We start from the raw sequence: 24,034 nt of genomic DNA, 5'->3' as shown, positions 1-24,034 counted from the left end.
TTCGCTGAGCTTGGCGCTGATCCAGTCGGAGACCGGGGTGGTGACCGGGTCCCAGTCCCGCAGCGTGAACAGCGTCGGGACGGGAACGCGCCGCCGCGCCTCGGGGTGGCCCGCTCGCGTTGCCGCAGCGCGTCGAGCAGGAGCAGCACCGCGGCCGAGCTCTTGCCGGAGCCCGGGCCGCCGACGATGACCAGCCGTCCCGAGACGAGCCCGCCGTAGACCTTGAGCAGGCCCGCGCGGTCGCCGTGCCGGAGCTGGCCGGGGGTGAGCCGCTTCGTGCCGGGCAGCGGCTCGAAGGAGGAGCCGTCGGAGCGGACCGCGGTGGCGTCGGCGACCGGACCGACGACGGGTTCGCCGCAGCGCCGCCACTCCACCGCCATCGGCGACGGCTCGCGGAGCAACCGGTCGGTCGCCGCCTTGGCCCACTGCGCGGACATCGTCTCGGCCAGCCGGTCGGCGATCTCGTCCAACTCGTCCAGCCTGTCCAGCTCGTCGGCGGGTGGCCCGGCGGGCCGGTGCCGCTGGTCGGCCCGCGCCGCGCGCCAGAGCACCGCCGCGCGCACGCCCTCCTCCGCACCGCCACCCAGGGCCCGCGCCAGCCGCTCGGCCTGCTCCTCGTCGGCGGGCAGCGCCTTGCCGGTCAGGATGACGTTGATCCGGTCACGGCTGTCCAGCCCGAGCTGCTTCGCCCGGCCCGCCTCGATGATCTCGGCTAGGGACGGCAGCCGGTGCGCCGCGTGGATCTCGTCGTAGTGCTCCAGCAGGGCGCGGTGCGCGCCTTCCGCGGGCCACCAGGTGCGGGTGATCGGACGGCCCCTGCCCACGACGCCCTCCAGATTTGTCCGCTCGGTGTCCGGTGATCACCGCTCTCCAAGATCTATCACAGCAGGTGGCGGGCCGGGTGACGTCCTGTCGGCAGCCGAGCGGACGTCTTGCCCCGCGGTGCGCCGGTTCACTCGGAGCCCTCATCCACTCAAGGGGGATCGCTGGGGTGAACGACGACCGGAGCTGGCTGATCCTGGCCGCGGTGGCGCGGGCGATCCTGCCCCTCGGCTGGGGCGCGGTGTCCGGCTGCGTCCAGCCGCCGGTCACCGCGCAACCGACTGAGGTTCGGGTTCTCGCCGACCCCGGAGTGGCGAACTCTTCCTGATTCGCCATAGAAGTTCTTCTTGTGCGGCAATGCGCAGTGAAATCGAACGTCGATCGATTCGTGCTATACCCGCTTTCCGGCCGCTGATGGCGGGCGTCGAACACACCGACTCGTGGGCCCTACATCGTGGAACCCGCGGACGGGCTGCGCAACGGCATGGACACCGTGCCGGAGTGCTCGCGCCGGGCACGGGCCTTTCCCCTGTGGGCCCCAGCTCGCCCGCCGCTTCGCCGACGGGCTCCGGGCGCGTGGCGCGCGGATCGGCAACGAGGTCGTGCTCAACCAGGTGCTCGTGCGGTTCGGCGGGACCGTGTGGCGGGGCCGCCGGTGGATGCGGATCTCGGTGTCGAACTGGTCCACCGCCGAGGCCGACGTCGACCGCTCGGTTGAGGCGGTCCTGCACGCCGCCGCCCGGCACGCGTAACCGGCCCGACCCGTTCAAGTGGCCAGCGCGGAGGTTTGGACGCCGATTGTGTGAGACTAGTGTTTCCGATACCTCTATTATAAAATGTGTTGAATCTTCAGTTCGAGCTTTCTGCCAATGTTCACCCGTCGGTCTTCCGTTATTCGGTGGAATGGGGTGGACTCCTGGTACCCGTTTCCGGGTGTTTTAGGAGGTGGCTCGATGCGATTCAACGTGCTCGGGGCGCTCGAAGTGGTCAGTGGCCGTTCCACTGTTTCGCTGAAGGGGATGCGGCAGCGCGCCGTCCTCGGGTTCCTGCTCTTGCACGCGAACGAGGCGGTCCCGCTGAGCAGGCTGGTCAAGGCGCTCTGGCCGGACGAGGTGCCGGCCAGCGGGCGCAAGATGGTGCAGAACGCCGTTTCCGGGCTGCGCTTCGCGCTGGCGCCGAAGAAGGATTCGTCGAGCTTTCCTGTGCTGCTCACCCGGTCGCCCGGTTATGTGTTGCGGATCGACCCCGTTCACATTGATCTGTTCCGTTTCCAGGAATTTGCAAACATTGGCAGGGCGGCGCTGGAGAATGATCCGGACCGGGCGGCCCGGGTATTGCGCGAGGCAGCGGCGCTGTGGCGCGGCCCGGCGCTGGCCGATCTGGTCGAGGCGGGTGTGGCCTGGCCGGAGCTGGAACAGCTGGAGGATGCGCGGGTCTCCGTCATGGAGGACCGCTTCGAGGCCGAGCTGTCCACCGGCAAGCACGCGGAGGTACTGGGCGAGCTGGAGGCGCTCTTCGAGGCCGAGCCGCACCGCGAACGCCTGTGCGGGCAGCTGATGACCGCGTTGTACCGCTGTGGCAGGCACGTCGAAGCCCTCCAGGTCTACCGGCGCACGCGGTCCGCGCTGATCGAGGGCCTCGGGCTCGAACCAGGTCGTGAGCTGCGGGACCTGGAGCAGGCGATCCTGGTGCACGACGTGGCGCTGCGGCTGCCCGCGCGCGACGGCGGCACGGCGTCGGCGGTGCCCAAGCTGGTGCTCGCCGAGATGCGTCCGGCCGAGAACATGGCCGAGCGCCGGTTGGTCAGCGTGCTGGCGGTCGCGGCTGTGCAGCGGGCCGACGCCGACCCCGAGGACGTCGGCCGCGCATCGCTGGACGTCACCGCGGCCGTGCACGCCGAGGTCGAACGAGCGGGCGGGGTCGTGTTCGGCTCCGCCGGGTCGATCGTGCTGGCGGCCTTCGGGGTGCCCCGCACCCACTGCGACGACCCCGCGCGGGCGGTGCGCACGGCGCTGGCCATCAAGGACCGGCTCACTCGCGAGCGGCGCGCCGATCTCCGCATCGCCGTCACCACCGGTGAAGCGCTGGTCGGGAACCAGTCCTTGGTGGGAGCGGTCGTGGACACCGGCGTACTGCGGATCTCGGCCGTGCGAGGCGGTTCGGTCTGGATGTGCGACGCGACCGCGGAGGCGGTGCGCGAACAGCCGGTGCCGGGCGCGCTGCCCTTTCTCGACCGCGAGCACGATCTCGACCAGCTCCGTGGCGTGCTGAGCCGGACCGTGCGCAGCCGCCGCCCGCACCTGGTCACCGTGCTGGGCGAGGCAGGTATGGGAAAGGACCGCCTGATCGGTGAGTTCGCCAGGTCCCTCGCGTCGGCCGATGTGGGTGCCCGCCTGCTGACGGTCGAGCTTCCGCGCCTCAGCGAGCAGGGCTTTCCTCATGCGCTCGCCCAGCTGGTGCGGGGCTGCGCGGGCATCGTCGGCACCGATTCGGTTGTCCAGGCCCGGACCAAGCTCGTGGCGACCGTGCGCGAGCTGGTCGGCGCCGGCGGCCTCGCCGACCGGATGATCGACGGACTGCTGGCGCCCGCGGTGTTCCACACCGGGACGCCCACGTGGGCCGGCGGTGGCGAAAGCGTGGCGATGCTGCGACGCCTGGTCAGAGAACTCGCCGCCCATGCCCCGCTGGTCGTGGTCATGCCCGATCTGCATCGCGCGGACGACCGGCTGCTGGACTTCGTGAGCGGCCTCGTCCGCGACGTGGGTTCGGTGCCGTTGCTGGTGATCGCGACGGCTCGGCCCGAACTGCCGCAACGGCGGCCGGGGTGGTCCGACGGCGGTCGCGACAGCACGACGATGACGCTGGCGCCGCTGTCGGACGAGGCGATGACGACGGTGCTGGACTCGATGCTGGACGGCCGGTGGACGCCCGAACGCCGTGCGGCGCTGGCGGTCCGGCTCGGGGGAAACCCGCTGTTCGCGATCGAGTACGCGCGGGCGATCCGCAACGGCGGCGAAGTGGCGCTGCCGAGCGTCGTCCGCAGAACGGTGGCGGCGCGGGTCGACACGTTGCCCCCGGCCGACAAAGCCGTGCTGCGGGACGCCGCGGTGCTCGGCGACACCGTGCGGGCCTCCGGAGTCGCGGAGGTCGGCGGGCGCGGGGCCGACGAGGTGGCGCTGAGCCTGGAACGCCTGGAACGACAGGAGTTCCTGCGCCGGGCCAGGACTCGCGCCATCAACGGTGAGCTGGTCTACGTCTTCAGCCCGGAGCTGGTCCGCGACGTGGTCCGGGCCCAGCTCCCCAAGGCCGGGCAGCCGCACCAGCAGCACCGTCATCGCCCGGCCACGCGGACCGCCGAGGCCGTGGCCGCGGTCTGAACCCTCTTCCGAGAAACGCCGAGAAGGCAGGTGGACAGTGAACGACGATCGATCCCGTTTGCCGTCGGACAACCGCGGACGGCCCCGCATCACCTTCATCTACCCGTCGCGCCCGCGGATCGTCGCCACCACTCTGGAGAGCTCGGTCGCGCGGCTGCGCCGGCTGTCGCCGGACCGCGAGTGGTTCCTGTGGAAGGAGATGCCGACCCAGGGCGTCGAGATCTTCCCGCACATCGCCGAGGAGATCGCGGGCTCGGCCACCGTCGTCGCCGAGGTGACCTCGTTCAACACCAACGTCCTCTTCGAGATCGGCTACGCGCTCGGCCGCGGGGTCGCCGTGGTGCCGATCCGGGACGGCACCTTCGACGTGAACGGGGCGAGCTGCCTGAAGATGGTCGGCTGGCTCAACTCTTTGGGCTGTGTCGAGTTCCGCAACTCCGACGAGCTGGTCGCGAAGCTGCGCGACAGCGTCCCGGTGGCGCGTCCGCTGCCGCCGGTCCGGGAGGCTGCGCCGGGACGGCGGCCGGAGCTGATCCTGCTGGACAGCCCGCACGCCGTCGAGGGACGGGTCCAACTGGGCCGGGCGCTGCGGCGGGCCGATGTCACCGCGGAGTCACTCGATCACGTCTCTTCGCTGAGGTCGCTGTTGACGAAGGTCGCGGACAGCTGCGGCGTCGCGGTGCACATGATCGACGAACGACGCGCGGGCGCGCACGAGCACAACGCGCGCTGCGTGTTCCTGGCCGGCGTGGCCACGGGTGCCGGGTTGCCCACCCTGCTGCTCCAGGAGGGGAGGCGGTGGCATCCGGTCGACTACAGCGACCTCGTTCTCGAGTACGACAACCCCTTCCTGGTGCCGGAGCTGATCTCGCCGTTCCTGCGGGCCGTCGCGGACCTCCGCCGCGAGCCCGTCGTCGACGAGGCCACCGAGAGCAGAGCCGAGGACCTCAAGGACTTCTTCCTGGTGGACGAGGACCCCGCGGAAGGCGCACTGCAAACGCAGCTCGCCGCGCACCTGGGGGTCAGCACGGCGGACCTGCCGCGCATGTGGACCGCGTTCTCCGACTCCTCCGTGGCCGGTGAGCCGATCTTCACCTTCCTGCGCAACCGGTGCCTGCCCGGCCGGAGCACCGCCTCCTCGATCATCCGGGAGACCGCGATGCGGGCGGTCGCCGACGGCCGCGAACGCATGCTGGAGACCGATTTCCTGGCGGCCGAGCGATCGGTCTCCCGGGCGGTTCTGCGCGAGTTCTCGACGTCCTGGAGCACGGAGAGCAGTTCGGCGGACGTCCAGGCGTTCGTCAACTCGCTCAACGGCTCCGACAGCATGGTCAGCCCGAGGGCCGTGGTCGAGCGCGCCGCCTCCCTCGGGGCGCCGGAGGCCGCGACCGTGGCGCTGCTCGTGCGCGCCGCCGCCGATGGCGCACTGTTCGTGTGGGACTGGCGATCCGCGAGCAGCGTCGAGGAAGCACGGCAGGTCGACGTCGAGAGCCGGAGCCCCGGCGACTGGTTGCTTGACCCGGGCTGGGTCGTGTCCGTGCACCCGGCCCTGTGGAGCGCGCTCGCGGTGCGCCGGGAAAAGGCTGGAATCGCCGCTCCGATCTGGTCGATCGGCTAGCGAGTCATGGGAGGAATGAGATGACCACACGGGTCTCGCACGTCCAAGAGGCGTGGCAGAGCGTCACCGGCCGCTCGATCGACGTCGACACCGACATCTTCGACGTCGGGGCCTCCTCGGTGTCCGTCGCGCACTTCATCGCCGTCGTGGCGAAGCGGCACGGAGTCTTCCTCACCTACGAGGAGGTGATGCGCAGCCGCACGGTGCGGAAGATGGAAGAGATCTTCCTGGAGCGGGTCGGCGACACGTCGTCGCCGAACGCGAGTCCCGGCCACATCGCGGCGAAAGGGCCGCGTTCCGAGGCGCGGACGTCGCTGCTGCAACGCCGGCGGCTGCAACGTGATCAGCGCGAGCTGCGGCGTTCCGGGCGCCGTTCGATCAAGCACGTGTCCAACATGTACGTCGCATCGGGCTCGCTGGAGCTGGCTCACGTCAGAACCGCGATGGAGGCGCTCAGCGCGCGTCACGACGTCTTGCGTTCCGCTTTTCCCTCACCGAACAAGGTGCGCGTCCTCGAGTCCGTCGAGGTCGAGCTGATCGAGACAGTTCTGCCGGACGCGCGGGACGTCAGTGACCCGGTGGCCCGCGAGGTGATCCACGAGCTCCGGACCCGCCCGTTCGCGCTCGACCGGGGGCCGTGCTGGCGGATCGGCGTCGTCCGGTTCGCGCAGGGGACGAGCGCCCTCGTGTTCGTCCTCGACCACCTGCTGGCCGACGGCCTGTCGACGAACCTGTTCGAGCAGGAGTTCGCCGCCGCGTACAACGACCTCGCGGCCGGGCGGACGCCGGACACCGATCGGCGGGAGCCCACCTTCTACGACTGGTCGGACTGGCAGTGGGAGCTGATCGACAACGGTGAGCACAAGGACCTGCTGACCGAGTGGCGTGATCATCTCGACCCCGCCGCGCCGCTGCCCGCTCTGGTTCCCTCGGGGGAGTACGACGCGCCGTGCCCGGCCGAGGTCGTCGACGAGGAATGGCACGAGGTCGTTCCCCGGGACGTGATCGGCCCCGCGCTCGCGCACGCCGTCCAAGCCGCGGAGGCGACGCCGTACTCCTGTGTGCTCGCCGCCTACGTCAAGGCGCTGGCCGAGAGCATCGGGTTCCTCGGCGGGGCGGTGAACAGCGTGCTGGTGTCGGTGGCCAACCGGCCGTATCCGCAGTCGTTCGACATCGTGGGGTGGCTCGCGAACACCTCGCTCGTGCGCTGCGGCGCCGCAGCGGACGTGCCTTACCTTGAGCTGGTGCGGCGGGTGCAGCAGGAGGTGCGTGCCTTGGCGCGCCGTGGTTCGCTGCCGTTCTGGGCCCTGACCGAGGAGCTGGAGCCGAGCCGTCATCTCGACGGTTACGCCCGGCCCAGTGCCTACTTCGACATGTTCGACAACCGGCTGGAGAGGGACTTCCGGCTCGACGGGCTCGCGGTGGAGCACGCCGACGAGCTCTACGTCTATCCGGCTCCCGGGTTCTGCTTGCAGGCCATCGTCACCCATGCCGGAGATCTCTCGCTGCACGCGCGTTCCCAGTTCGGCGACGCGACGCGCTCCGGTGTGGCGGACGTCGTCCCGGCCATGGTGCGAATCCTGACCGCGGTAAAGGGAAGCTAGCTGCCGGCCCGGTGTCGCGGCGAAGGAACGGGACGCGTCGCCTCGTCCGGGCCCGCCGGGATGAGCTCGAAGTTCGCGCGCAGCGAGCTGAGCCGGTGCACGAGGTGGTCGGGCCCCGCGACGCAGATCGTAGTGATTCCCCGCTCCAGCAACGTCTTCGTCACCCGGCCCCAGTGGACCGGCCGGGTCACCGAGTCCACCAGCGTGGATCGCATCCGATCCGCGGTCTCGATGAGGGCGCCGTCCAGGTCGGAGATCGTCGGAATTCTTGGCGCGCCAATGCTGAACCGTGCGTAGACAGTGTTTCGGTAGTGTTCCCGCAACGGTTCGAGAACATGGGAGTGCACGGCGGGCTGAAACGTGGTCAGCGCATAACCGCCATGCGCGCGAATTTCCTTCTTGAACGACTCCAAGCAGTTTTCGTGCATGCTGACCAGATGGACGTCGTGGTCGAAGTAGCCGGAGATCTCCTGCCATTCGCCGCGTTCGGTCATCTTGCCGAGCACGTCGTTCAGCGCCTCTTCCGGTGTGCGGACGATGAGCTGGCTGACGCTGGTCGTCGCCGCGCTCGGCCCGGCGGCGAAGTGGTCCAGCTCCTCCCGGGCCAGTTCGGCGGTGAGCCGGATGACGTCCTCGAAGGGCAGGGCCCCGGAGTAGGCGGCCAGCGCCCGCCCGCCGAAGCTCGGGCCGACGCAGATCTCCGGGGTGATGCCGAGCGCCGCCTCCGCCCAGTCGGCCGCCGCGAGTGAGTTGATCACGAACGCGACCTGGGAGATCTCGGTGTAGCCGTCCTCCGTGCGCTGGAAGGCGCTGAGCACGGGGTAGCCGAGCGCCGCACTGGCCAGTGCCACGCGGCGCCGGGCGAACGGGTTGATCGCCATGAACCGGCCGACCTCGGCGAAGCTCGTCGGCCCGATCATCGGGAACGCGATCGCCACACGCTGTTCAGTCATCGGACTACCTTTCCGGCACATTTCGCAGAAGCGAACACTAAAGAGCTGTGTGCTTCCGGGCAACCGTCTCCATCCATTCCTCGTCCATTGCCGATTCATTTCGTCCCGCTTTCGTGGTTCCGTGGCGGTGGAGCGTTCGAGGACGGTTGATGGAATTACCTGAAGTACGCTCGCGGGCACGTTTTCGGTGAACTTGTGCTGATTGGAGGAGTGCGGGATGAGCGAGTTCGGTGACCTTTCCGCCGACGGACCCACGCGGGTGCTGGACCTCGTGCTCGCCACGACGGCCGCCGTGCTCCGCGACCTGGCCCGGAACGCGCCGCCGAGCATCGACGCCGACCGGCCGTTCCGTGAGCTGGGGTTCGACTCGATGGCCTCGGTCGAGCTGCACGCCAGGCTGTGCGCCGCGACCGGCCTGGCCCTGCCGGTCACGATCGTGTTCGACCACCCGTCCCCGGCGCTGCTGGCCCGCCATCTGCACACCGGCTCGGCAGAGGAGTTCGCCGAGCCCGAGCCCGCGCATGCCGGCGCGGACGCCGACATCGCGGTCGTGGGCATCGGCTGTCGTTTCCCCGGGGGCGCGAACTCTCCCGAGCAGCTCTGGCGCCTGGTATCCGCCGAGATCGACGCCATCACCGGGTTCCCGGCCGATCGTGGCTGGGACCTGGACGACCTGTACGACCCCGATCCGGACAAGACCGGCAAGAGCTACGTCCGGGCGGGCGGATTCCTGCGCGAGGCGGCGCTGTTCGACGCGGAGTTCTTCGGCATCTCCCCGCGCGAGGCGACCGCGATGGACCCGCAGCAGCGACTGGTGCTGGAGGTGGCCTGGGAGGCCGTGGAACGGGCCGGGATCGACCCGATCTCGTTGCGGGGCAGTCGTTGCGGCGTGTTCATCGGGGTGAGCCACCAGGACTACGGCCCGCCGCTGCCCGAGTCGCCGGAAGGCTTCGAGGGACACCTGATGACCGGCACCTCGGAGTCGGTGGTGGCGGGTCGCGTCGCCTACGCGTTCGGCCTGGAGGGGCCCGCGCTGAGCGTGGACACCGCGTGCTCCGGTTCGCTGGTGGCGCTGCACGTCGCCGCCCAGTCGCTGCGTTCGCGGGAATGCGACCTCGCGCTGACCGGCGGCGTCGCGGTGATCAGCTCGCCGGGCGCGTTCACCACCTTCTCCCGGCAGCGGGGGCTGGCGCCGGACGGCCGGTGCAAGCCCTTCGCCGACGCGGCCGACGGCACCGGCTGGGGTGAGGGCGCCGGGATTTTCGTCGTCGAGCGGCTGTCCGACGCGCGCCGCAACGGCCATCCGGTGCTGGCGATCGTCCGGGGCACCGCGGTCAACTCCGACGGTGCCTCCAGCGGCCTCACCGCCCCGAACGGGCTGGCCCAGCAGCGGGTGATCCGGCAGGCGCTCGCCAACGCCCGTCTGTCCACTTCGGACATCGACGTGGTGGAGGCGCACGGCACCGGCACCAGGCTGGGCGACCCGATCGAGGCGCAGGCGCTGCTGGCGACCTACGGGCGGGACCGTCCGGCGCCGCTGTGGCTGGGCTCGATCAAGTCCAACATCGGGCACACCCAGGCCGCGGCGGGCGCGGCGGGCATGATCAAGATGATCATGGCGATGCGCGGCGGGGTGCTGCCGAGGACGCTCAACGTGGACCGGCCGAGCACGTACGTGGACTGGTCCGCCGGGGAGGTCGCCCTGCTGACCGAAGCGCGGCCTTGGCCCGAGACCGATCGCCCGCGCCGGGCCGCGGTCTCCTCCTTCGGCATCTCCGGCACGAACGCCCACGTGATCCTGGAACACGTCGCCGGTTCGGAGCCGGAGCGACCGTCGGCCGCGACCGCGGTCACTCCGTGGCTGGTGTCGGGAAGGACCGAGGAGGCGGTGCGGGAACAGGCCGCGCGGTTGCGGTCCTTCGTGACCGCCGATCCCGCGTTGCGGCCGATCGACGTCGGGTTCTCGCTGGCGACCTCGCGCGCGGCACTGCGCCACCGGGCCGGCGTGGTCGGGCGGAACCGGGAGGAACTGCTCGCCGGACTGGACGCGGTGGCGGCGGGCGATACCGAGATCACGGTCGCCGGGGGTGGCCGGAGCGCGTTCCTGTTCACCGGCCAGGGCGCTCAGCGTCCGTCGATGGGACTCGAGCTGTATCGGCGGTTCCCCGTCTTCGCCGGCGCCGTCCACGAGGCGTGCGGGTATCTTGATCTCCAGCTCGACCGGCCGTTGCTGGAAGTGCTTTTCGCACAAGGGGACTCGCTGCTCGATCAGACCGCGTACGCGCAGCCCGCGCTGTTCGCCATGGAGGTCGGGCTGTTCCGCCTCCTGGAGTCCTGGGACGTGCGGCCGGACTTCGTCTGCGGTCACTCCGTCGGCGAGATCGCCGCGGCCCACGTGGCCGGGGTGTTCTCGCTGGAGGATGCGGCGATGCTGGTCGCCGCCCGCGGCCGGTTGATGCAGGAGCTGCCCGCGGGTGGGGCGATGGTGTCCCTGTCGGCCACCGAGGAGGAGGCGCGAACCCTGCTGCTCGGGCACGAGGACCGGGCGAGCATCGCCGCGATCAACGGGCCTTCCTCGGTGGTGATCTCGGGCGCGGAGGACGTGGTGCTCGCGATCGCGTCGCGCCGGCAGGAGAAGGGCGGCAAGGCCACCCGGCTCAACGTCAGTCATGCGTTCCACTCGCCGCTGATGGCGGACATGCTGGCCGAGTTCGACACCGTCGCCAACCTCGTGAAGTTCTCCCCGCCGCGCATTCCGATCATGTCCTGCATGACCGGTGAACTCGCCACGGCGGAGCAGATCTGCTCGCCGGAGTACTGGCTGCGGCACGTCAGCGCGACCGTGCGCTTCTGCGACGGCATTCGTGGCCTGGCCGCGCAGAACGTCACCACGTTCCTCGAACTGGGGCCGGACGGTGTGCTGTCCGCGATGGGCCGGGACTGCCTCCCAGCCGAGGCCGACGTGGTGTTCCGCCCGGCAACGCGCAAGGGGCGCGCGGAGGAGCCGGAGCTGGTCGCGGCGGTGCTGCGGGCTCAGGAACGCGGGTCCACAGTGGACTGGACAGCGTTCTTCGGTGACGACGCGTTCCTGGTCGATCTGCCCACGTATGCCTTTCAGCACCAGCATTTCTGGCTCACCGGCTCGGCCGCGGCGGGCAGTCTCCCCGCTGCGGGGCTCGGTGCGGCCGGGCACGCGCTGCTCGGCGCGACGGTGCCGCTCGCCGGCGCTCAGGGCTTCCTGCTCACCGGGCAGATCTCCCTGGCGACGCACGCGTGGCTGGCTGATCACGTTGTGCTGGACCGAATCGTGGTGCCGGGCGCGGTGCTGGTCGAGCTGGCCGTGCGCGCCGCCGACGAAGCGGGCTGCGCGCAGCTGGAGGAGCTGACCCTGCATGCTCCGCTGACGCTGCCGGAGACGGGCGCGGTCCAGCTCCAGCTCCGGGTCGGCCCGGCCGACGAGTCCGGCAGGCGTTCGCTGCACCTGCACTCCCGCGAACAGGGCGTTCAGGACTGGGCCCAGCACGCCACCGGAGCACTGGCACCGAACGCGGTCGCGCCTTCGTTCACGCCGACCGAGTGGCCGCCCACGGGTGCTCAAGAGCTGTCCCTGGAGAGCTTGTACGACAGCCTTACCGGGGACGGGCTCGTCTACGGCGGGCTCTTCCGCGGGCTGCGTTCCGCTTGGCGCCATGGAGATGACGTCTTCGCCGAGGTCGCACTCCCGGAGCAGTTGCGCGGGAGCGTGTCCGGTTTCGGCCTGCACCCCGTGCTCCTCGACTCCGCACTGCACCCGACGAGCTTGACCGGGGCGTTGCTGCCGTTCGCGTGGAACGGCGTCTCCCTGCACGCCTCCGGCGCGACGTCACTGCGGGTTCGCGTGCGGCCCAGCGGCACCGGCGCGGTGTCGCTGGAGATCGCCGACGGTGCCGGAGCGCCGGTGATGTCGGTGAGGTCATTGGTACTGCGAGAGACTTCCGCCGAGCGGCTCCAGACGAGAACCGGCCGGAACCCACTGTTCCGCATCGAGTGGACGCCGTTGCCGGTCTCGGCCGCCACCGCGTCCGACATCGTGCTGATCGAGGCGGGCACGGACGGCGCACGCGATCCGGTCGACGCCGCGCACACGACCGTCAAGGAGGTCATGCGGACCGTCCAAGACTTCCTTGCCGACGAGCGTTCCACAGACACGAAGCTGGTCGTGCGCACGACGGGCGCGGTCGCCCTGGAGTCCGATGTGGACATTTCCGACCTCGCCGGTGCAGCGGTGTGGGGCCTGCTGCGCGTCGCACAGGCGGAGCACCCGGGCCGGTTCGTGCTCGTGGACGGCAGTGGTCCCGGTGAGCTGGTCGCCTCCGCGGTCGCTTCCGGGGAGCCGCAGCTCGCGCTCCGCGACGGCGAGGTCTTCGTGCCGCGCCTGGCATCGGCCACGGCCGGTGGGATGTCACTGCCGTCGGCCGGTGCTTGGCGGCTGGGGATGTCGGGCAAGGGGACCCTCGACCACCTGCGTCTGGAACCTGCCCCTGACGCGATGGAACCGTTGTCCCCCAAACAGGTCAGGGTCTCCGTGCGCGCGGCGGGGCTGAACTTCCGCGATGTGCTCAACGTGCTGGGCATGTATCCCGGGGATGCCGGTGCGCTCGGCAACGAGGCCGCCGGGGTGGTGATCGAGGTCGGCTCCGAGGTCGCCGACCTGGCGGTCGGGGACCGGGTCATGGGCTTGGCGCCCGGCGGCATCGGGTCGGTCGCGGTCATCGATCGGCCGCTGCTCACCAGGGTGCCCGCCGAGTGGTCCTTCGAAGAGGCCGCGTCGGTGCCGATGGTGTTCCTCACCGCCTACTACGCGCTCAGGGATCTCGGTGAGCTGACCGCGGGTGAGTCGGTGCTGATCCACGCCGCGGCCGGGGGCGTCGGCATGGCGGCCGTCCAGATCGCCCAGTACCTCGGAACGGAGGTCTTCGGTACGGCCAGCCAAGGGAAACAGGACGTGCTGCGCGCGGCCGGGCTGGACGACGCGCACATCGCCTCCTCCCGCACCGTCGACTTCGAGCGGACCTTCATGTCCACTTCGGACGGTCGCGGCGTCGATGTCGTGCTGAACGCCCTCGCCGGCGAGTTCGTCGACGCGTCGCTGCGGCTGCTGCCCCGTGGCGGCCGGTTCCTGGAGATGGGCAAGACCGACATCCGCTCGCGGGATGAGCTGCCTGCCGGCATCGAGTACCGGGCTTTCGACCTGGTGGAAGCCGCTCAGGACCGCGTCGCGGGCATGTGGGCCGAGCTGGTCGAGCTGTTCGAACAAGGCGTCCTGCGACCGTTGCCCATCACCACGTGGGAGGTGCGCAGCGCCCCCGAGGCCTTCCGTTTTGTCAGCCAGGCCAAGCACATCGGCAAGGTCGTGCTCACCATCGACAAGCCGCTGGACCCGGCGGGGACCGTGTTGGTCACCGGTGGCACCGGAGGACTGGGGAGCATCGTCGCGAAGCACCTGGTCGCTGGGCGCGGTGTGCGGAACCTGCTGCTGACCAGTCGGCGCGGGCCCGGAGCACCGGGCACGGCCGAGCTTGTCGCGGAACTCGCCGAACTCGGCGCCAGTGCCACCGTCCTCGCCTGTGACGCCGCCGATCGGGCGGAGCTTTCCGCTGTGCTGCGGGCGATTCCCGCCGAGCATCCGCTGACGGGGGTGGTCCACGCCGCCGGTGTGCTCGACGACGGGGTGATCACCGCATTGACCCCGGAACGGGTCGATCGGGTGCTCCGGCCGAAGATCGACGCCGCGTGGCACCTGCACGAGCTGACCGAAGGCTTCGACCTGTCACTGTTCGTGCTGTTCTCCTCGGCGGCCGGGTTGCTCGGGAGCCCCGGCCAGGCCAACTACGCCGCGGCGAACGGCTTTCTGGACGCACTCGCGCAGCATCGCCGCGCGCGCGGTCTCGTCGGTCAGTCGCTGGCCTGGGGGCTGTGGGCCGAAGGCATGGGCAGCGCGCTGACCGAAGCCGATCTGGCCAGGACGAGCGAGTCCGGGGTCGCCGTGCTCACCGCCGAGGAGGGGACCGAGCTTTTCGATCTGGCACACGCCGTGGGCGAGGCCGTGGCCGTCCCGGTCAAGCTGGACATCCCGCGGCTGCGCGCGCTTTCCCCGTTGCTGCACGGACTGGCCCGCCCCGCCCGGCCCACCGCTCGTCCTACCGCCCGGGACGCCGAGGTCCAGGGCCTCTCGCTCAGCCGAGAACTTTCCGCGCTGGCCGGGCCCGAGCAGGACCGGTCGCTGCTGGACCTGGTGCGGACGCACGTCTCCGTCGTGCTCGGGCACCTCACGCCGGCGAACGTGACGGCCGACCGGGGCTTCCTGGACATCGGGTTCGACTCGTTGACGGCGGTCGAGCTGCGCAACCGCCTGAGCACCGCGACAGGGCTGCGCCTGCCGTCGACGCTGCTGTTCGACTACCCCACACCGATCGCGCTGGTCGGTTACCTCCGTGCGGAACTGCTCGACGGCTCGGCCGATCCGCGGCCGCCGGAGCCCGCCGGTGACCCGCGGCCCGCGGACGAGCCGATCGCGATCGTGGCGATGAGCTGCCGGTACCCCGGCGGGGTCGGCTCGCCGGAGGACCTGTGGCGCCTGGTCACCGCGGGCGAGCACGCGATCTCGGGGTTCCCGGCCGATCGCGGCTGGGACCTGGAGTCGTTGTTCCACCCCGATCCGGACCGGCCGGGCACCTCCTACGTCAGCGCGGGCGGTTTCCTGCACGACGCCGGGGAGTTCGACGCCGGCTTCTTCGGCATCTCGCCACGGGAAGCGCTGGCCATGGACCCGCAGCAGCGGGTGCTGCTGGAGGTCTGCTGGGAGGCGATGGAGCGGGCCGGGATCGACCCGGCCTCGTTGCGCGGCAGCTCGACCGGTGTGTTCGCCGGGGTCTCCTACAGCGACTACTCCTCGGGTCCGGCCGGTGCCCCCACGGACGTCGAGGGCTTCCTCGCCACGGGCACCTCCAGCAGCGTTCTCTCCGGCCGGGTGTCCTACACGTTCGGCTTGGAAGGGCCCGCGATCTCCGTCGACACCGCCTGCTCGTCGTCGTTGGTGGCACTGCACCTCGCCGCGCGGTCGCTGCTGACGGGTGAGTGTTCGCTCGCGCTGGCGGGTGGCGTCACGGTCATGTCCAACCCGCACTCGTTCGTCGTGTTCAGCAGGCAGCGCGGGCTGGCCCCGGACGGCCACTGCAAGGCGTTCTCCGCGACGGCGGACGGCACGGCGTGGGGGGAGGGGGCCGGAATGCTGGTGCTGGAACGCCTTTCCGACGCCGAGCGCAACGGTCACCCGGTCCTCGCCGTCCTTCGTGGCAGCGCGGTGAACCAGGACGGCGCGTCGAGCGGCCTGACCGCCCCGAACGGCCCGTCGCAGCAACGAGTGATCAAGCAGGCGCTGGCGAGCGCGCGGCTCATCCCGCGGGAGGTCGACGCCGTCGAGGCGCACGGCACCGGGACGAGGCTGGGCGACCCGATCGAGGCGCAGGCGTTGCTGGCGACCTACGGACAGGATCGTTCGACGCCGTTGTGGCTGGGCTCGGTGAAGTCCAACATCGGCCACACCCAGGCCGCGTCCGGGGTGGCGGGCGTGATCAAGATGGTGCAGGCCATGCGGCACGGCGTGCTGCCGAAGAGCCTGCACATCACCGAGCCGTCCCCGCAGGTCGACTGGTCCACCGGCGCGGTCTCGCTGTTGACCGAGGCCGTGGGCTGGCCGGAGACGGGCCGCCCGCGCCGCGCCGGTGTCTCCTCCTTCGGCATCTCCGGCACCAACGCCCACGTGATCATCGAGCAGGCTCCGGCCCAGGACGCGGTGCCGGAGAGCGAGGTCGACGCGGTGCCCTGGGTGCTCTCGGGCAGGACCGCGAACGCGTTGCGGGAACAGGCGCGGAAGCTTCTGTCCTTTGTGGACGGTGATGCGGCGGTGCGCCTCGCCGACGTCGGGTACTCGCTGGCCACCGGGCGCGCGTTGTTCGACCACCGCGCGGTCGTCCTGGGCGCCGATCCGCTCGCTGGGGTTCGCGCGCTCGCGGCCGGTGACGCCGCCCCGGGAGTTGTGCGCGGGCAGGCGGGCGATGGTCGGCTCGCCGTGCTGTTCACCGGCCAGGGATCGCAGCGCCTGGCCATGGGACGCGGGCTATACGAGGCGCATCCGGTGTTCGCGAGCGCCTTCGACGAGGTCTGCGCGCACCTGCCGGGCACCCGCGAGATCGTCTTCGGCGTCGACGCCGACGCGCTGAACCAGACCGGCAACGCCCAGCCCGCGCTCTTCGCCGTCGAGGTCGCGCTGTACCGGCTCCTCGAATCCTTCGGTGTACGACCGGATTTCGTGGCCGGGCACTCCATCGGCGAGCTGGCCGCCGCGCACGTCGCGGGGCTGTGGTCGCTGCCGGACGCGGCCCGCGTGGTGTCGGCCCGGGCCCGGTTGATGCAGGAGCTGCCCACCGGCGGCGCGATGATCGTGGTCCAGGCGAGCGAGGACGAGGTCCTGCCGCACCTCACCGCGCGCGTGGGCATCGGCGCGGTCAACGGCCCGGCCTCGGTGGTGGTCTCGGGGGACGAGGCCGCGGCCGTGCGGATCGCCGAGCACTTCCGGGAGAGGGGCCGCGGAACCAAGCGGCTCAGCGTCTCGCACGCCTTCCACTCGGTGCTCATGGACGACATGCTCGCGGAGTTCGGGGAGTTCGTCGGCGGGGTCGCCGCATCGGCTCCGACCATCCCGATCGTGTCCACCCTGACCGGGACGGCCGCCACCTTCGCCGAACTGTCCTCCGCGGACCATTGGGTGCGGCAGGTACGCGAGCCGGTACGCTTCGCGCGGGCGGTCGGCACCCTGGAAGCCGCCGGTGTCACCAAGTTCGTCGAAGCGGGGCCGGACGGTGCGCTCACGGCGGCCGTCGCGGACTGCGTCGCCGAACCGGCCCTGCTCACCGCCACCCTGCGCAAGGACCGCGAAGACGCGCAGACCTTCGCGAACGCCTTGGCGGAGCTGCACGTCCACGACGGTTCCGTCGACTGGACCCCGATGCTCGCCGGGGCGCGCAGAACCGACCTGCCCACCTACGCCTTCGAGCGCAGCCACTACTGGTTGACCGCCCGTGCGGGCGCCGACTTCGGTCCGGGAGTCCTCGAACACCCGTTGCTGCGCGCGGGCGTGCCCCTGGCGGACAGCGACGGTTTCCTGTTCACCGGGCGGATTTCGCTGGCCACGCACTCCTGGCTGGCCGACCACGTGATCATGGGCGCGGTCCTGATGCCCGGCGCCGGACTCGCGGAGTTGGCGATCCGGGCCGGTGACGAGGTCGGATGCGGTGTCGTCGAGGAACTCGTGCTGCACACGCCGATGGTGCTGCCCGAGAAGGGCTCGGTGGCCGTGCAGCTCACGGTCGGTGGCCCGGGGGAGGACGGGCGCCGTTCGGTGTCGATCCACTCGCGAGGCGGCTCGGAGCCGTGGACCCAGCACGGCGCCGGTGTGCTCGCCCCGGCTCGTCCGGCCCCGGTCGCCGACCTGGCGCAGTGGCCGCCGACGGGCGCCGCACCCGTTGCGGTGGAAGGGTTGTATGAAGACCTGGCGGACTCCGGATTCGACTACGGCCCGGCTTTCCGAGGTCTCGTGGCGGCTTGGCGCCGTGACGAGGAGATCTTCACCGAGCTGGTGTTGCCGGAGGGGGAGGGCTTCGGGATCCACCCGGCCTTGCTGGACGCGGCTTTGCACGGCATGTTCCTGGGCGCCGAGCGGCAGGGCGCGATCCCGTTCGAGTGGAACGGGGTGGCGCTGTACGCCACCGGCGCGCGAAAACTGCGGGCGCGGCTGACGCCGGTCGGCACCGGCGCCATGAGCCTCGTCGCGGTCGACGACGACGGCGCTGTGGTGATCTCGGTGGATTCGCTTGCCATGCGGGCGGTTTCGGCCGAGCAGCTGGCCGTGCGGCGAACGGAGTCGCTGTTCCGGCTGAGTTGGTCGCCGATCCCCGCGGGCACGCCCGTGCCGTGGGTGCACCACGACGACGTCTCAGCCGAAGCGCCTCCGGTGGTGGTGCTGCCGGTCGACGCGGTGAGCGACGGCGAGGTGGTGGCCGCGACGCATCGGGAGACGGCCAGAGTGCTTGCCGTTCTTCAGGATTGGCTGATGCGGGAGAACTCGAAGCTGGTCGTGCTCACAACCGGCGAGGACCTCGTCGGTGCGGCGGTGCGGGGCCTGGTGCGATCGGCACAGTCGGAGGCTCCTGGCCGATTCGTGCTTGTACACAGCCACAACGCCGATGGCGACCTCGATGTGCTCGGCGCTGTGCTCGGTGCTGTGCTCGGTTCCGGTGAGCCAGAGGTGATCATTCGCGACGGTGAGCCCTTCGCACCACGCCTCGCCGCGGAGCCGACACCGCGCCATGAGGACACCGCGCCGCTGAACCCGGACGGCACCGTGGTGATCACGGGCGGCACCGGCTGGCTGGGCGTCCGGCTCGCGAAGCACCTGGTATCCGCGCACGGCGTGCGCAACCTGTTGCTGCTCAGCCGTCGTGGGCCCGCGGCAGCGGAAGCGGCCGAGCTCGCCGAGCTGGGCGCGAGCGTGACGATCACGGCATGCGATGTGGCCGATCGCGAGGACCTCGCCAAAGCCCTTGCCGGGCACGCGATCACCGGTGTCGTGCATGCCGCGGGCGTTCTCGACGACGGCCTGATCGGTTCGCTCACCCCGGAACGGCTGGCGAAGGTCCTGCGGCCCAAGGTCGACGCCGCCTGGCACCTGCACGAGCTGACCAAGGACCTCGACCTGGGGATGTTCGTGCTGTTCTCCTCCGCGGCGGGCCTGTTCGGCAACGCGGGCCAGGGGAGCTACGCGGCGGCCAACGCCTTCCTGAACGCGTTGGCCGAACACCGCCGCGCGCGCGGACTCGTGGCGCAGTCGCAGGCATGGGGCCGCTGGGCGGAAGGCATGACGGCAGGGCTCGACCAGTCCCACAAGGACAGGATGAGCCGGAGTGGCTTCGGCGCGTTGACCGAGAACGAGGGGATGGAGCTGTTCGACGCCGCGCGCGCCTCCGATGCCACGATCGCCGTTCCGATCAAGATGGACCTGGCCGGAATGCGTTCGAACGGCCCGGTACCGCCGCTGCTGCGTGGGCTGGTCCGCACGCCGAACCGGCGCATGGCGCGCAGCAACACCGACGAGGACCAGGGTTCGGCGTTGCGGCAACGCCTGGCAGGGATGGCCGGGAGCGCCCGGGAACGCCACCTCGTCGAGCTTGTCCGCGCCCAGACGGCGATCGTGCTCGGGCACCCCTCCGCGGCGGCGGTGGACGCCGGCAAGGGTTTCTCGGAGATGGGCCTGGACTCGCTGACGAGCGTCGAGCTGCGCAACGCTCTCCGCGCCGCCACCGGCCTTCGCCTGCCGTCGTCGCTGACCTTCGACCACCCGACACCCGCCGAGCTGGCCGCGTACCTGGGCGCCGAGCTGACCCCGGCCGCTACCCCAGCCGGGGTGTCGGTCGCTGACGCGATCTCCCGGCTCACCAAGGTGCTCTCGGCGGTCGGTCCGGCCGAGCGCGAAGGCATCGACGCCGGGATGCGCAGGCTGTTCTCCCTGTGGAACGAACGGACAGCGCCGACCGGCACCGACGAGTCCGACCAGGACCTGACCGCGGCGACCGCGGAAGACATCTTCGCCCTCATCGACGATGAGCTCGGGCAGTGAGGAATTGGGGCGCACGTGGCGACCGAAGAGCAGTACCTCGACTATCTGAAGCGGCTGACCGCGGAGCTGCGCGAGACCCGGCGCCGCCTGGACGACGCGCGGCAGCGGGACTTCGAGCCGATCGCGATCGTCGGCATGGGTTGCCGCTACCCCGGCGGCGTCCGGTCCCCGGAGGACCTGTGGCGCCTGGTCGCCGACGGCACCGACGCGATCTCGGAGTTCCCGGCCGACCGGGACTGGGACGTGGAGTCGCTGTACCACCCGGATCCCGACCACCGGGGCACTTCCTACGTGCGGCACGGCGGGTTCCTGCACGACGCCGCGGACTTCGACCCGGCGCCCTTCGGCATCCCCCCGCACGAGGCGCAGGCGATCGACCCGCAGCAACGGTTGCTGCTGGAGGTCACCTGGGAGGTCTTCGAGCGCGCCGGCCTCGACCCGATGTCGTTGAAGGGCAGCGAGATCGGCGTGTTCACCGGGATCTTCTACAACGACTACGCCTCAAGGCTCTCGCGGGCACCGGAGGGGTTCGAGGGCATGCTCGGCGCCGCGAGCACCGGAAGCGTCGCCTCCGGCCGCGTCGCGTACACCTTCGGCCTGAAGGGACCCGTGGCTTCCATCGACGCGGCGTGCGCCTCCTCGCTTGTCGCGATCCACCTCGCCATGCGCGCGCTGCGCTCCGGTGAGTGCCCGCTCGCGTTGGCGGGCGGGGTCACGGTGATGGCCACGCCGGGCCCGTTCGTCGAGTCCTCCCGGCAGCGCGGGCTGGCCACGGACGGCCGGTGCAAGGCGTTCTCCGCCTCCGCCGATGGCATGGGCTGGGGCGAAGGTGCCGGCATGGTGCTGCTGGAGCGACTGTCCGACGCACGGCGTAACGGGCACGAGGTGCTCGCGGTGATCCGCGGCAGCGCGGTGAACCACGATGGCGCGAGCAGTTCCCTTTTCGCACCGAACGGGCCGTCGCAACAGCGGTTGATCCGGCAGGCATTGACCAGCGCTGGACTGTCCACATCAGACATCGACGTGGTCGAAGCGCACGGTACCGGCACGGTGCTCGGCGATTCCATTGAGGCGCAGGCGTTGCTGGCGACCTACGGGCAGGACCGTTCGGCACCGCTGTGGCTTGGTTCGGTGAAGTCCAACATCAGTCACACCCAGGCGGCGGCGGGCGTGGCGGGCGTGATCAAGACTGTGCAGGCCATGCGGTACGGCGTGCTGCCGAAGACGCTGCACGCCACGGCTCCTTCCGAGCTGGTCGACTGGTCCTCCGGTGCGGTCTCGGTGCTGACCGAGCCGATCGCCTGGCCGGATACGGGAAAGCCGCGCCGCGCTGCCGTTTCGGCCTTCGCGGTCAGCGGAACCAACGCCCACGTGATCCTTGAAGGGGCCGAGCCCGGGGATCGCCGAGCCCTTGCGGCCGGCGGCGCGGACCGGGTGCTGCCGTACGTGTTGTCCGGTCAGACCGAGGACGCGCTGCGCGCACAGGCGACGAAGCTGGCGTCGCTGACGGAGAGCGACCCGGCCGACCTCGCGTTCTCGCTAGCGACAACGCGTGCTTCGCTGAGGCATCGCGCCGTGGTCGTCGCCTCGAACCGCGATCAGGTGCGCGCCGGGCTCCAGCTCCTCGCGGCGGGCGAAACCGGTGCGGATGTCGTGCGCGACGAGATAACCCAAGGCGCGCTTGCGTTCCTGATCAGCGGGCAGACGAGTTCGACCGTGGGGCGCGAACTCTGTGCGACGTTCCCGGTCTTCGCCTCGGCCTTCACCGAGGTCCGCGCGCACCTGCCGGAGGACACCGGGTTCGCGGTCGAGGTCGCGCTGTACCGGCTGCTGGAGTCCTGGGGTGTGCGGCCGGACTTCCTGCTCGGCCACTCGAAGGGAGAACTGGCCGCCGCGCACGTGGCGGGTGTCTGGTCGTTGGAAGACGCGGCGAAGCTCGTCCTCGCCCGCGAGAACCTGGCGCGGGCGTTGCCCCGCAACGGCGTGATGATCACCGTCCAGGCCACCGAGTCCGAGGTCGTCGCGCAGCTCGCCGATGGCGTCGGCATCGCCGCGATCAACGGCCCCGACGCGGTGGTGATCGCCGGCGATGACGCCGCCACGCGACGCGTCGCCGAGCACTTCGCCGCTCTGGGACGGAAAACGGAGCCGCTCCGGGTCACCCACGCCTTCCACTCGGTGATGGTCGACGGGATGCTGGCGGAGTTCGGCGCGGTCGCTCGCAGCGTTTCCTATGCCGAGCCGACAACGCAGATCGTCTCGGCCGTCACCGGTGAGATGGCGACGGCGGCGCAGCTCATGTCGCCGGCGTACTGGGTGCGACAGCTTCGGGACACGGTCCTGTTCGCCGACGGCGTTCAGGCTCTGGAAGCGGAAGGTGTCACGAAGTTCGTCCACATCGGACACGGCGATGTGCTGTCCCGGGCCGCCGCGGACAGCGTGACCGTGAACGCCACGTTCGTCCCGGTCCTGCGTGAGGACTGCGCCGAGGTGCACTCGGCGACTCTCGCGATTGCGTTGCTGCACAACAACGGTGTCGCCATCGACTGGCCCGCGTTCTTCGACGGGACCGGCGCGCGTCGGGTCGATCTGCCGACGTATCCCTTCCAGCGCGCGCGTTTCTGGCTGCGTGATCCTGCCGTCTAGTTCAACTCACGACAGCGGACGGTCGAACTTCCCTGGCACGGCCGACCCGGATCGCCAGGAGCACGCCCAGCGCGGAAAGGGCACTGCCGGCCCCGACCGCGACGGCCGGACCGGACAGGTCGAGCAGGTATCCGGACAGCGGCGACGCGAGTGCTCCCGCCGCGGTGGCCGCCGTGGCCTGCCAGCCGAACGCCTCGGCCAGCCTGCCCTCCGGCACCAGGTCACCGAGCCAGGCGTTCCCGGTCGCGATGGCCGGCGCCACGGCCAGCCCGGTGATCGCCAGCAACCCGCCGAGCAACCACGGCGACGGGTCCAGCAACGGCGGCATGACGAGCGCGATGCCGATCATGCCCGCGGTGAACAGCCCGGCGCGGCGGGCCAGGCTCGGCTCCCCCTTGAGCGCGCCCGCCGTCAGGCCACCGACCAACGAGCCGATCCCCAGCACCGTCACCATCACCCCGGCCAGCGCGGGAGTGCCGCGTTCACCGGCCCAGCTGATGATCGCGACGTCGGTGACCGTGAACGCGCCGAGCATGACCGTGGCGTTTCCGAGCAGCGGCACCACTCCCGGGCTGCGCAGGATCGAGGTCTTCGCGCGGTGGCTGGCCTGCGCGGACTCCTGGGCGGGCAGGCCGTGGCCGGACCGGTGCACGGCCCAGGCGAACCCGGACACGCCGACCGCCGAGATCGCCGCACCGAGCACCAAGGCGACCCGCCCACCGCCCACCGCGGCGGTGATCGCCATCAGCGAGGGCCCGACCAGGTAGGAGAACTCCTGGAAGATGGCCTCGACCGAGAACACCGCGTCGCGCTTGTCGCGATCCACCGCCCTGGTGCACACCGCCCGCGCGATCTGGCCGACCGGTGGCATGAACAGGCCCGTCACCACCGCGATGACCGGCGCGATCGGCCACCAGGTCCCGGGCAAGGCCGCGAGCGCGAGCAGTCCCGCGGTGTGCGGAATCCCGCTCAGCACAAGCAGTCTTGACGCCGATCCGCGGTCGGCGGCCCGGCCGCGCAACGGTCCCGCGATGCCCTGCCCGAGAGTGACCGCGCCGACCACGAGCCCCGCGCTGAAGTAGGAGCCGGTCCACTCCACCGTGAGGAACGTGATCGCGATCGAGACACCCGTCATGTGCAGGCGGCCAAGGACCGACCAGCCCAGCAGCGCCCGAAGATGCGGTATCCCGGCGAGTTCCCGGTAGCGGCTGATCACCCCCATAGTGTTGCCGCGCACCGTGTTCGTGACAACGCGGCGAACGGCGCACGCGCACACCGGCGATCCACTGGCGCGGATGTGT

The 24,034-nt window shown here is 70.9% G+C and carries 8 protein-coding genes and 1 pseudogene; 7 read left to right on the top strand and 2 right to left on the bottom strand.

The window, feature by feature from the left end; all coding sequences use genetic code 11:
• The first annotated feature begins 991 nt into the window (after window positions 1–991).
• The 5 genes from NLX83_RS31650 (at window position 992) to NLX83_RS31630 (ending at window position 7,421) form a co-directional block, all read left to right on the top strand.
• Window positions 992–1,150 carry a hypothetical protein gene (locus NLX83_RS31650; RefSeq protein ID WP_254238890.1) on the top strand — a complete coding sequence of 53 codons (159 nt, stop codon included), beginning with the start codon at window positions 992–994 and terminating at the stop codon, window positions 1,148–1,150.
• A 112-nt stretch (window positions 1,151–1,262) separates the two neighbouring features.
• On the top strand, window positions 1,263–1,574 hold the full coding sequence (locus NLX83_RS31645; RefSeq protein ID WP_308209413.1) for a hypothetical protein: 312 nt from the start codon (window positions 1,263–1,265) through the stop codon (window positions 1,572–1,574).
• Window positions 1,575–1,775: 201 nt separating this feature from the next.
• Window positions 1,776–4,199 (top strand): BTAD domain-containing putative transcriptional regulator, encoded by a 2,424-nt coding sequence (locus NLX83_RS31640; protein ID WP_254238889.1) that lies wholly within the window; start codon window positions 1,776–1,778, stop codon window positions 4,197–4,199.
• Window positions 4,200–4,236: 37 nt separating this feature from the next.
• Complete coding sequence (locus NLX83_RS31635; protein WP_254238888.1) at window positions 4,237–5,817, top strand: hypothetical protein; 1,581 nt, start codon at window positions 4,237–4,239, stop codon at window positions 5,815–5,817.
• Window positions 5,818–5,837: 20 nt separating this feature from the next.
• A complete protein-coding gene (locus NLX83_RS31630; RefSeq protein WP_254238887.1) occupies window positions 5,838–7,421 on the top strand; it encodes a condensation domain-containing protein in 1,584 nt (527 codons plus the stop codon).
• Here NLX83_RS31630 and NLX83_RS31625 read toward each other — a convergent pair.
• Window positions 7,418–8,374 (bottom strand): ACP S-malonyltransferase, encoded by a 957-nt coding sequence (locus NLX83_RS31625; RefSeq protein ID WP_254238886.1) that lies wholly within the window; start codon window positions 8,372–8,374, stop codon window positions 7,418–7,420. The two genes, NLX83_RS31630 and NLX83_RS31625, sit on opposite strands and share 4 nt — an antisense overlap.
• 217 nt (window positions 8,375–8,591) lie before the next feature.
• Between NLX83_RS31625 and NLX83_RS31620 the strand changes: the two genes are divergently transcribed.
• Both NLX83_RS31620 and NLX83_RS31615 read left to right on the top strand, forming a co-directional pair.
• Entirely contained in the window at window positions 8,592–20,087 is an 11,496-nt protein-coding gene (locus NLX83_RS31620; protein ID WP_254238885.1) for a type I polyketide synthase, read from the top strand.
• Between the two features lie 15 nt (window positions 20,088–20,102).
• Window positions 20,103–22,733, top strand: a pseudogene (locus NLX83_RS31615) (type I polyketide synthase); the annotation flags it as partial.
• A 1-nt stretch (window position 22,734) separates the two neighbouring features.
• Here NLX83_RS31615 and NLX83_RS31610 read toward each other — a convergent pair.
• The gene (locus NLX83_RS31610) at window positions 22,735–23,949 is read right to left on the bottom strand and encodes an MFS transporter (RefSeq protein ID WP_254238883.1); all 1,215 of its coding nucleotides are present in this window, start codon (window positions 23,947–23,949) and stop codon (window positions 22,735–22,737) included.
• Window positions 23,950–24,034: the final 85 nt, after the last annotated feature.

Source organism: Allokutzneria sp. A3M-2-11 16 (genome assembly GCF_024213555.1).
Lineage (GTDB): Bacteria > Actinomycetota > Actinomycetes > Mycobacteriales > Pseudonocardiaceae > Allokutzneria.
Note: the sequence above shows the minus strand (reverse complement) of the source record. Positions and strands in the feature narration are given on the sequence as shown.